Origin of the sequence: Parabacteroides sp. AF27-14 (genome assembly GCF_003635425.1) — a bacterium.
In the GTDB taxonomy this organism is placed as follows: Bacteria; Bacteroidota; Bacteroidia; order Bacteroidales; family Tannerellaceae; genus Parabacteroides; species Parabacteroides distasonis.
Map to the genome: position 1 here is coordinate 52664 of NZ_QTLZ01000024.1, position 12023 is coordinate 64686.

General features: G+C 41.8%; 4 protein-coding genes. 2 read left to right on the plus strand and 2 right to left on the minus strand.

Annotated features, from left to right (window positions below; all coding sequences use genetic code 11):
- Positions 1-89: 89 nt before the first annotated feature.
- Together DWY79_RS18880 and DWY79_RS18885 are read right to left on the minus strand one after the other, a co-directional pair.
- Positions 90-5435, minus strand: a complete 5346-nt coding sequence (locus DWY79_RS18880) for an Ig-like domain-containing protein (RefSeq protein WP_122370045.1) — start codon at positions 5433-5435, stop codon at positions 90-92.
- 20 nt (positions 5436-5455) lie between these two features.
- Positions 5456-9106: a DUF1565 domain-containing protein gene (locus tag DWY79_RS18885; protein WP_233564012.1), complete on the minus strand. Its 3651-nt coding sequence runs from the start codon at positions 9104-9106 to the stop codon at positions 5456-5458.
- Positions 9107-10473: 1367 nt separating this feature from the next.
- Between DWY79_RS18885 and DWY79_RS18890 the strand changes: the two genes are divergently transcribed.
- Complete coding sequence (locus DWY79_RS18890; RefSeq protein WP_122370047.1) at positions 10474-11082, plus strand: DUF6088 family protein; 609 nt, start codon at positions 10474-10476, stop codon at positions 11080-11082.
- Between the two features lie 13 nt (positions 11083-11095).
- The gene (locus tag DWY79_RS18895; protein ID WP_233564013.1) at positions 11096-11983 is read left to right on the plus strand and encodes a nucleotidyl transferase AbiEii/AbiGii toxin family protein; all 888 of its coding nucleotides are present in this window, start codon (positions 11096-11098) and stop codon (positions 11981-11983) included.
- Positions 11984-12023: the final 40 nt, after the last annotated feature.

Consider the following 12023-nt stretch of genomic DNA (forward strand, 5'->3'; position numbering starts at 1 on the left):
GATAAAAAAGAAGACCGCCGGAACTGAGTATTCCTAGCGGCCTTCCCCAACATTAAAGACTCAAGGGTTAGTTTCTTAAAATAAGGTTGTTAGCGAACGTTTACTTTCACTGTTATACGCTTGCCATTCTCGTTGATCTCTATCAGATAGATTCCTGTCGATACCGGGATGCGGGTAGTTCCGATAATTGAGTCGCCATACAGGCTAACTCCAGTCACCGCTATGATACGGATCGAGATTGGACGGGCCGGATGAACGGTTATCGCACCTCGCTCGCAATAGATTTGATGATCGTTGATGATTTGCTCGATACCTACCGTGCCGGAGACAGTTACCACACAAGACGCCGTCTTGTTTCCATCATCGGTAGCCACGGTAATCTTGCAGGTACCGATCTTCAGCGCGGTAACGACACCATCCGCGTCAACAGTAGCCACCGTCTCGTCGCTGCTGCTCCAAGAGACAGTTTTCATCGTGGCGTTATTAGGGGTAACTTTCGCTTGCAAGGCAAAAGATTCACCTACGGCCAATGCCTTGGACGTGATATTCAAAGAAACTCCCGTAACAGCCACATCTGTTCCCGGAGGTGTAGAAACCGGCTTGAACTCTGCCATAATAGCCAAGGACTTATCGACTTCAATCTCTACAGGCGAAGTCATATACTTCTCTTCGCCTATTTGAATAACGGTCAATTCATAATCCGGATTGGCTTCCGCCTCAATGGTTAGCTTAGTCGCTTTCGCCACAGCGGTTCCACTCGTTATCTCGGTCTTCTCGCCCTCACCCTTCAACATATAGACTTTCAAAGAACCATTTTCCGGTTGAGCGAACGTGACAACTAACGCATCCGAACTTTTCACCGTAACCTCCGCTTCCGTAGTCGCATCCTCATAATTCGGATCATACGACGTGAAGATCACTTCCTTTTTCTGGCTATTGCCGGGTTTCAATATAGCTGACGCGTCAGCCCATTCAAATTTACCGGATATGGTAGTCCCATCGGCACCTTTCGCAACACCACCGGATAATAGGGATTCCGACAAGGACTGACCTTCCGTGATCGTAGATGCGGTAGGAGCCACTACCTTTACGACCTTCGCTTTCTTTATCACTAATTTCTTGGTTGCCTCGAAAGATCGCCAGTTCTCATCCCCGGTACGTGTTACAGTCACAAGATAAGTACCTGCGTTCAATGGGGTAGCAACCGATCCATCCGTATTTGAATATTTAATATTTACATCTGTCGGATAACTACCGCTCAAAATGTCTTTCAATTCCACAAGCCTTACGGAACCATTATAAACAAACTCCAAATCTGAAGGATTCGCCGTTATTTTAGGTTTATCCACAAAATTCGGGGTGTATGTCGCATCAGCCGCCAAAGTAACCGTGATCTCTGGTTTCTTTCTATCGGCGCTTGAGACATTATCACTCCAAGAATCAAAACGCTGATTCTCGCTAGGAGCTACCGCTCGCAACTTTAAAACCGTATTCTCCGGAACTTCCGAATAATCGCTAATAACCAAGCCTCCATTCGTAACCTCCGTATTTGAGGTACTTAAAGAAAACGTTTTTACTTCACCAACCGGCATTGAATAATCTACCGATTCATAATTACTCTTGTCAAGTGGGGTAAAGCGCAGAATATTTACCTGATCCTTTGTCGGGATTCCGGTCACATTCGCACGAAGCGCCGATTTTTGTGTAGAAGGATTCCATTCCACATCCTCGAAGTCTTGAGTAAGTTTAGCATCAACCTTTTCATAATTATCCCCTCCTATAGTCGGTACTTCCAGCAATGCCATACCAGCCTTCTTGATAATCAGCTCGGCAGTTACATCCACGGCTTTAAATAAATCATCCTCGCCACGGGTAATCCGAACTTTATAAGTTCCGGCCGATTTAGGATTCTCTGTCATTTCTACCCCACTCCGGGAATATGCGACCTTAAAGTCCAAACCGGAATAGCCCGTAATCTTAACCTCGAAATTCCGGTATTGCTTATTATAGACTACCGTTTGCGTCGTCTTATCAATCAGCGAGGCCAAATCTTTCTTCTCCACATAATTAGCGGTAACAACCATAGGGCCGGAAACGGTGAATACGTCTCCATCCTTGATCTCGGAAGAGTTCACCATCATATTCATAAAACGATATCCCGTTTCCGTCTCAACAGAAGCGGTCAATTGAGTCATATAAGGAACCTTTGAACCGGAAGCCACCTCTTTACCGGCCTTATCTTTCAATACGACTTTACCCGCATTGGGGATATTCAACGCCGAGGTTATTTGATATTTCACCAATTGGAAACTTGCGCTCACCGTAACATCTCCGGTCCCAACCATAAATGAGCCATCAGCCTCATTATAATTCGCGCCTTCCACTTTCACGGATGCCAGCTCATAGCCATAATCCGCATTTCCTATCACCTTCACTTTCACACCTTCAGAGATAGCCTCACCGGGAGTAACAGGCGCCTTCGTATCCACCTCGATCAGATTAACGCTACCATTCTTCAACTCCCCAACCTTGACCAAATGTTTATCCGGTTCTTTTTGCAGGAAATCGGCCGATATATCAGCGGCTTGTGTCAAAGTATAAGAACCGTTATTCACCAAAGCCCCATTCACTTTCACGGACTGAACCATATAGCCCGCATCCGGAGTCGCCGTGATAGTCAATAAGGTCCCCTGTAAAAATTCAGCACCATTCTTCACCTCCACGCCATTCGCGAAGACCTTCAAGGAACCATTCATCGGATCCGTAAACGTCACGCCATAAACGATCGGATCGAAACGGGCTACGATATCCAAGTTCGCATTCGCTTGCAACTCCCGTGTAGCCGATGTATTCCCATCACTCCAGCCGGCAAACCGGTAATTCTTATCCGCAACGGCTGTCGCTTTCAAAACCGAGCCTCTCGCATATTTATCATTTGCGGTACGCCCCTCCAAGATGACAGTACCGAAATTACCGGCGGTAACATTCATAGAATAAACAGGAATTACGTTCAAGGTTATAAACGTATCTTTAGCCGCATAGAGAACAGGATCATTCGGTTCGAATATCAAGTCGTACTTTTTCTTATCCGGAGAAGCGATCTCGTTCGGAGTTTTCCAGATAAATGATCCGGAAGAAGTACCATCGATCAAGGTACACGCCGATAAAGCCTGTCCTTCCTCAATACGACCCGGAGTAGGTAACACCAAACTCTCCACCTCTTTCTTACTCTCCACCACTAACGTAACCGTATCAGAGAGGCTACGGTATGTCAAGTCCTCCGCACGGCTCAAACGGGCCTTATAAGAACCCACGGCCAGCGTGGAAGGCAATGCCGTAACCCAAGCCGTACCGCTCAATTGATATTCGATCTTGATATCCTCTACAGCGCTTGTTACCGTGACCGGCTTGATGGAGCCGACCGTCTGGACAAGGTTGTTAGCCACGAACCTCACCGTATCCTTGGAGACGAACGCAAAAGTATAGCTATCGCCACTCATCAGACTAGGAGTCGTGTACGTGTAAGAGGTATTTCCATTAGCATACGTTCCCTTGATCTTCGAGATATCCACGTCCGAAGAGCCTTGCTTAATAGCCCTTAACCTATAGTTAGCATTCGATACGATCGAGAAAATGACGGGCTTACCGTAAGCGATCTCACCACCGCTCATGATGTCCTTGTTGTCCATCTTGGCGGTAACCGTACCCTGTCCACCATCGACAGCGTAAGCCAAGGTATTGGCATTACGGATCGTAAACGTTTTAGAGGAATCTTCTAACGCGGCATACTCCATAGTCTCCGGACTAAATAAGACGATCTTATAAGCTCCGACTACCTGCGGTAACGTGGAAGTCTCCGAACCATCGGCCGCACGATATCGAGCCACTTGTCCCGCTATTTCCGGCGTAAACTTAATAACCGGCAAATTCTTCCCGGCCACGATCTCGTCTTTTGTCGCCGAAGAACCTGTTACACTCACGGAAATCGTTTTCTTCGCGGCGAAACCTACCGACAAGGTCGTAGAGGCGGTTAACGAGGCGGTCGTATAGGTATAAGAGATCGTGTTATCCTTATTAAGCGCGCCTTTTGGCAAGGCTGATACCGCGGTTCCATTCACAACAATCTTATTCAATAGAAATCCGGGGTTAGCGATAATTGTAAATACGGCAGGTTGCCCGTTAATGATCTCGCTACCGCTTGCCATGTCCGTAGAGCCCATCTTGGCGGTAACCGTACCTTGTCCGGCCGTTTCCACGTTATAATTTAATACATTCGCTTTAGATACCGTAAACTTCATGTTCTCATCCTTCAAGGCGGCATATTCCGCAGTCTCGGGACTGGTCGCGACGATCGTGTAAACACCATCCGCCGCAGGAAGTTTATCGGATAAAGCTCCGGAAGCGTTCTTATATTGAACCTTCTGCCCCGCTATCGTATTGGGGGTAAATGTGATAACCGGAAGATTCTTACCAGCCAAAACCTCATCCTTCGTGGCAGATAATGGATTGGCTGTTACAGATACGGTTTTCTTCGCGGCAAATCGCACGTCAATAACCGTAGAAGCGGTCAACGCCGATGTCGTATAATCCGCATAGGAAGTCTCATTCGTAGAAGAATTAAAAGTTCCTTTCGGCAAAGTCACCTCATTATTATCTACGGTAAGTCTGCTCAACACATAACCGGGCTTGGAGGTAATCTTCAATACGGCTGGCTTATTATAAACGATCTCATCACCACTGGCGATAATGGAGCCATCCATAGAAGCGGTTACAGATCCTTGCGCCTCCTCAAACGAATAAGAAAGCGTATGGGGCGGTTGTACCTTGAATAGAATCTCCTTGTTTATGGCGGCTTGCGTATCGGTCTCCGACTTGGTTACGACAACATAATAAAGTCCAGCCTTTTCGGGTAGCTCATCCGTCAAAGCAGCAGAGCCATCCTCCCTGTATTGTACTTTATACCCCGTAATAACCGGGTCAAAAGTAACCTTGGGCAAATTCACCTTCGCTCTTATCTCATCCAAGGTGGCATACTCAGGAGAGATCGTGACCGTCACCTGCTCTTTCGCCTTGAACACCGCCTTGATTTCCGTACTACCGGTTAAAGCGGTGGAAGTATAGGAATAAGTGGTCGTATTATCATTTTGAAAAGTACCGCTCGGCAACGTGCCAATAGTAGCCGTATTCATCGTTATATCCGACAGGACATATCCGGGCTTCGCCGTGATCGTGAAAACGGGTTTACTATTATATGCCACCTTGGAACCTGTGGCTACCGTACTGGTTATGGTTCCTTGATCCGTATTCGCCGAGCTATAATTCAATGTCACCTTGAACGTCGGAAGATCCGGGGCGGAACGTAAATCTGAATCTTGCGCATGTACCTGTGCCATCGCGATGACAGCAAGGAATATCGCTAATATACTCTTTTTCATGTTTATCTTTGTTTTAATCGTTATTTAACCCTTACTAATTGACCGTTCACGGCATAGATGCCCGAAGAAACCATGATCCGCTGTCCGTCCGTAACCTCGCCACGATAAGCGACCTTGCCATTCATTCTGATGATCACCACGTCCATAGGCTCCGGCGTGTGGATCACGATAGCGCCACGATCGGTAGTCACGTAATAACCATCTACCGGCTCGATCGTCTGGTTACCCGTAACCACGCCATCGCCGATACGTAAAGAGCGAAGCGTACTCAATGTCTTGGCGTCTGTCAAGACAAAGCTTTGGAAAGGCTTGATCTCCGGGTTTACCTCTTGCTCGAAAGAGGTTCCATCCGCTGTCAATATATAAGCGGATTGTTTCAAGGTAATCGTAAATGTATTCGGATTCGAGCACATCAAGAAAGTACCTGTTTCAGTTGGAGCGGCAGGTTCTTCCAAGGTCTTGAATTCAAAAGCTCCTTCGGAAGAGATCGTATAGGTATCGCCATTAGCCGCCCATAATCCGGCTGCGCCAAAGTTGTCGGTCTTTACCTCAAATATAGGAGTCTTATTATTCTTCAGATCCGCAAACCAAATACCATTATCAGCTTCTTGAGCGCTTGGTGCTGATACGGATGCACCTTTCGAGTCTTTTACTTCCAGAGACGTAAACGGTACACCTAGCGCTTTCCAGTTATTACCGGATAATTTTGGAGCGAAACGAAGTACCTTAGCGGTTACCTTTTGGTTGACATCCGTAAGCGCAGATCGCAATTGGGCACCTTCTTCCATTGTAACGGTATCTAAAACCATTGGAGTAGAGAGGGTCAGAGTCGCTCCATCCAATACATTCACCTTCCTTTCCGAATAAGGAGTGGCCCACGTAGTATCATTTTTTATTTCAATAGCTACCGCATAATCTTTTATAGAAAAAGACTCCTCACCTTGGTTTAGCCAATAAACCCTTTTATAAGGATTGGCGATAGCATACGTTTTAGCCGCACTTTCCTTTGCCACCAAACAACCGTCCTTACAATCAAAAATCACACTATCCGGAATAACATAAGGTTCCCAAATGGCAGGCGTTGTACCTTGATCAGAGGGAACAGTAGGGGCTTTAAAGAAGGTATATTCCGCCGCATTTAAAGCATCAAGCGTTTCTGCTATAGTCGTATCAGGAATCATTATTATATCTCCCGCATAGGCAATGCCTTCATGGTAATATGTATCCTCACTCAATTCTCCAAAATCGATCGATGTTACGACAGAGACCGCTGCATTCCTAAATGAACCATCAGGTTTATTAATAATCACACAAGGCTTCCCGTTTTGGTCTTGAAATTGCACATCAGTGCCTTCCACCATGATTACATTATTATATTCATCAGGATTCATACCATAACCCACTATAGTTGGATTCTTTATGTTATCAGTAGTTGAGACAATTGTTTTTCCTTTCAATATAATCTTATTATCACAAGGAGTAGGAGTAAAACTACCATTTATTTTAATCGGAGTCATTGCCATTGTCTCTTGTTCATCAAACTTATTCCCGATATAAGAATCTTCAATCACAATCTCGTTATTGGAAGCTCCCACTGTAGAATTATTTGTTGATATCGCTATAGCCGCAAAACTATCGGAAACACCCTTATTTTTTGTCTTACCAGTTAAGGTACTCCCTCCCGAAACATGAACGTTCATATCTGAGGTCTCATACAAATAGAGAGCACCATATCCTACGATGTTCGATTTATTCTTTATTGTCAATTTTTGATCGCCGGCGTTATTAGCATAAATACAATAATGGTTATTTAGCAAGATTGTCGTACTATCTACCGTCACTGGCGTTTTTTTATGGTGAATATATACACCAAATTGATTCGAACCGTTCACCTGTCCCTCAATCTTTGTATTAACAAGAGAGACATCCGTCAGTTCTCCATCAATAACAACTCCAGATTGTGCGTTAGCCGCCAAATTTATTGTAGTATTTTCAACACGTACAGTCCCCTTTGCCGTTGCTCCCAGAAGAATCGCATTTTGTAATGCTTCCGCTGGATTTGAGTTCTTACGATCACCATAGCCTTGTGTATTATTATTCATAATACAATTATCTATCAACAAATCCGCATTACCGGTTACCTCTATAATTGGAGTACATTTTCCAGAGGTAACTTTCGTTGGCGTATAATCGATACTCAATCCTTTTATTTTAACATCGGTAGCAGTATTATTGGCAGAGCCATTAACCAAGATCGCACCTTCTATAATTGTTTTATCTTTACCCGCACCTATAAGTCCTTGAGATCTATCCAATGTCAATGTCTGAGGTAAAGTATAAGTACCTATTGGTAGAATAATATTATCATTCTCAAAAGCCGAGGTCAAGCAACTCTTAAATGCCGTCGTATCCAATGCCATACGAACCGTATCACCTTGTGCCGAACGAATTACAATGGCTTCACAGATTTCATTACCCGATGCATCTACCGTCCTAAACTTTACTGATTGATCAGCCAATACTCTATTTAAGTAATTAGAATCATCAGAAATGAAAGCCGAATTATTATCTTGGCGCATCAAGCTAACTATAGTATTACCTCTCAATTCTACATAGCAATTATTTGCATGAGAATCTTCAATATATGTATTCTCCGCAAAACTTATGGGAGTCATCGGAGATATAGTTTGATCTTTAACGGAAGTCTGTATTTCCGAATCCGTAATCACATATCGCACATTCATCGTCGCTTGTATAGGCAATGTAGAGAAACCATTACTAGGGCCTGTCATCTCACTATAACCTACTAACTTCGAAGAAGAGACATTAACCACAGAGTTATCACATACCGCATTAGCATAAATAGCACACCAACCTTTAATAAGTGATTCATCTTTTATATTTATAGTCTGATTCGGGCCTAAGATATATATTGGATAATAAAATTTACCTAATTCTATCGTCGATTTACTTATATCTACGTTCATACCGTCACAATGCACATCAATACCAAATATGCCTGATCGTGGATATTCATTAACTGTAATCGAGGAATGATCAATCGTCAATTGGCTTACCGCACCATTGCAGGAAATACCACTTTGATAATCCGCTGCCATCATAATCGAAGAATTAATCAAATGAATCTCTCCACCCAGAGCCGTGGAATCAGATTGGATAGAGATACCCATCTTTTTATATACACCTTCACCATAACCATTGCCCCATCCTTTTGCGTTATTAATCAAAGCACATCCTCTTAACGATAAAACCGCACTTTGATCCTTCATTAAAATCAGAGGTACAGGTTTCGTGGGGCTACTATAAACTTTTGCATCATTCGTCAATTGAACATTTTGGAAAGAAACGTTCTTTTGCGTACCCACTGAAATAATGAGATACCCTTTGAGAACTGATTTATCATTTCCTTCTCCAACAATAGTTAACGCTTTAGAGATTGTAGATGAAACAGGAAAAGTTCCCTCTGCCAAATGAATGGTAGCCCCATCCGTGGCTTTTTCAATCGCTTTCGCAATTGTAGCCAGAGGAGTGTCCGAACCACCTGCAGCATCATCAGAACCACTAGAGCTGACATACAAATCCGTCTGCCCCCACCCTACACTTGTCGCCACCATAAACAAGGCGAACAAGAAAAGTAATCTTCTTTTCATACGATTAATTTTTTAAGTTAGTAATATTCAATTATTTAAAAACATTTACCCTATATTACAAATTCTGTAGTAATCGACCCTTCAGTTTTCTCACAATCATCATTTACAGGTGGTTAAGCAGAATCATCGGTTACAAAACGACTAGTCTAAACGATCATTTTATTCTGGCGTTTTATTGAATTCAACGCATAAGCGTCCATATTTACATTTATGCGTTGATAATCAATTTTTAAAAGTTTCTCTGGATTTTGTTTTATTCAAAAATATAGCCTATCTTTAACGCCTAGAATAAACGATCGTTTAGACTAGGCGTTTTTATCTATTACAGAATACTTATAGATCAAATATTTTTACGTAAACAAAATTTTCTACCATAAAAACTTTATATCATCACAAGCTATAAGATTCTCTTCTTAAAGCATGTGGAATAGCATAACTAACCAAATATCAAACTGCAACTATACATAATTGAGATAAAAGGAATTCTACAATATTGATTTTATGAAAACATCTACATTATCTACCACTACGCCATGTATGCTTTATAAATCAAAGTATTACATATAGGTTGTAGATAGCTTGACATCTACAATTATCATTCAACATCTACCACTTATACTTGACATTGATACTTTTTCTTTGCATTGGATAAGAAAACGTGTTATTTTTAAAAGACATCGATGGGCAAAGCGACAGGGTTAATAAGAGTTTCCCTTAGGCGAACAAATAGTTTCTTCTAAGGAAAACTAAAGTTTCATAAGCACGAACCAAAAGTTTTCCGCTATGAAAACTTTTGTTTTATGCCTTTAAAACTATAAATACCTATTATTCAATATTTTAAATCAACACACAAGGTATACAAATAACCAAGCAGGCAGCCTGTTGGCATACCCTCGCAGAACGAGTAATGTGGTTAGCGAATAGTGAACGGCTGCATTTAGTGGTTGAAAAGCAGTAAATAGTGGTAGATGCAAGCTGATAGTGGTAGATGTTTATTATCTACCACCACTCAACAAATTTCTTATAATTAGATACTTATATAGATAATGGCAGATATGGTAGATGATTTAGTTTTTTTATTTCATACTTAATGTACTGCTTCGGAGAATGGGTATACCCTGCGGGAAATCGACTTGAACAGCGAGCTTAAACAAAATCCCAAATATTAACGAAGATTCCTATATTCGTCAATGTAAGTACCCCAATTGGGTTGTGAAAGGCAGAAAAGCTGCCTACTTCCCGTCTGTTTACTACAAGATTTATGGAAAAGAACTTAAAATGAATGTGGCACAATGATTTTTACGCTGCCTTTTCGATAATTAATTGTAAATTCGCATTTGAAAAATCATCAAAAATTCAAAGGTCATATGACTAACGAGTATTCTTTAGATAGTACGACTCTTAAGCAGCGCATAATAGCAATGCCAGAAGATCGTATTTTGTTTCGCTCCGACTTTCCTGAATATCACACAGAATTCGTGGGTAGCATTTTGTCTGAGTTAACGACAGAAGGAATCCTCGTAAAAATTACTCAAGGAATATATGCAAAGCCAAGAAAGAGCCGTTTCGGAGTGGTACTTCCTTCTGTTGATAAGATTGTACAGGCTATTGCAACTCGTGATAATGCAGAAGTATTACCATCTGGTATGACTGCTTTGAACGTATTAGGACTGTCAACTCAAGTACCGATGAACTATACGTATTTAACCACTGGTAGTGAAAGAACAATCAAATTGTCAAATCGAAATGTGATATTGAAACGTGGAGTTCCTAAAAATTTTTGCTATTCCACTCGTCTTATTTCGTTACTTGTGCAGGCTTTAAGGACATTAAAGAAAGAAAATGTAAGACAAGGGGAATTACAGACAATACGACAGTTGATATCAAAAGAACCAGATAAGGCCGCCTTAATGGGGGATGTTGATATGATGCCTGCATGGATGAAAAGAATTGTTAAACCGATGCTTAATGTTTAAAGAGAAAGGATTTATGGGAAAACTATGGCTTAATAACGAATTGATTGATCGCTTGGCAATGTTGCAACAGACAGAGATAGAACATCTTGGTATCAATCAAGTGGCAATAGAAAAAGATTGGTGGGTAACTGCCACTTTAAAAGCATTATTTCAAACGGATTATCATGAATCGTTGATATTTAAGGGAGGCACATCCCTTTCTAAAGGATTCAATATTATTGAGCGCTTTTCTGAGGATATAGACTTGGCTATAAGCCATTCATTCTTTGGTATAGAAAAGACAAGTAAAAATCAACGTGAGAAATTGCGTAAAATAGCTCGTGCATATATACATAACACGCTTTCTTTTCAATTAGATGCCAAATTGAAGGGAATGGGTATTACAGGCTATAGCATAGAAAATGTAACAAAAGTACAGGACAAGAATGGAAAATGGCGTCCGATAGATTCAGATAAGGATCCTACGGTCATTCTTTTACATTACCATTCTATTGTTGAAGATATAATAACCTACATTCCTCCACGTGTAAAGATTGAAATTAGCGTTCTATCTATGGATGAACCGACAGAGTTGCGAGACATTCATTCTTTGATAGAAGAAAGCTTTGAAGGTGAAGATTCCGATTCAAACTGCAAGGTAAAGACAGTTGTACCTACTCGCACTTTCTTGGAGAAGTTGTTTTTACTTGCAGAGGAGTTTCAAAAGGAGAAGCCACGAAGTGTACGTATGTCACGACATTTGTACGATTTAGAAAAACTTATGGATACTAAATATGGACGTGAGGCTTTGTCTGACATTTCCTTATATAATACCATAGTGGAGCATCGTAAGGCATACTACGCCCTGAAATATGTCAATTATGACCACCACAGTCCTAAGACGATTAATTTCATTGTATAATAATTTATCGTTATAAATTTGCATAAACATTCAACATCAA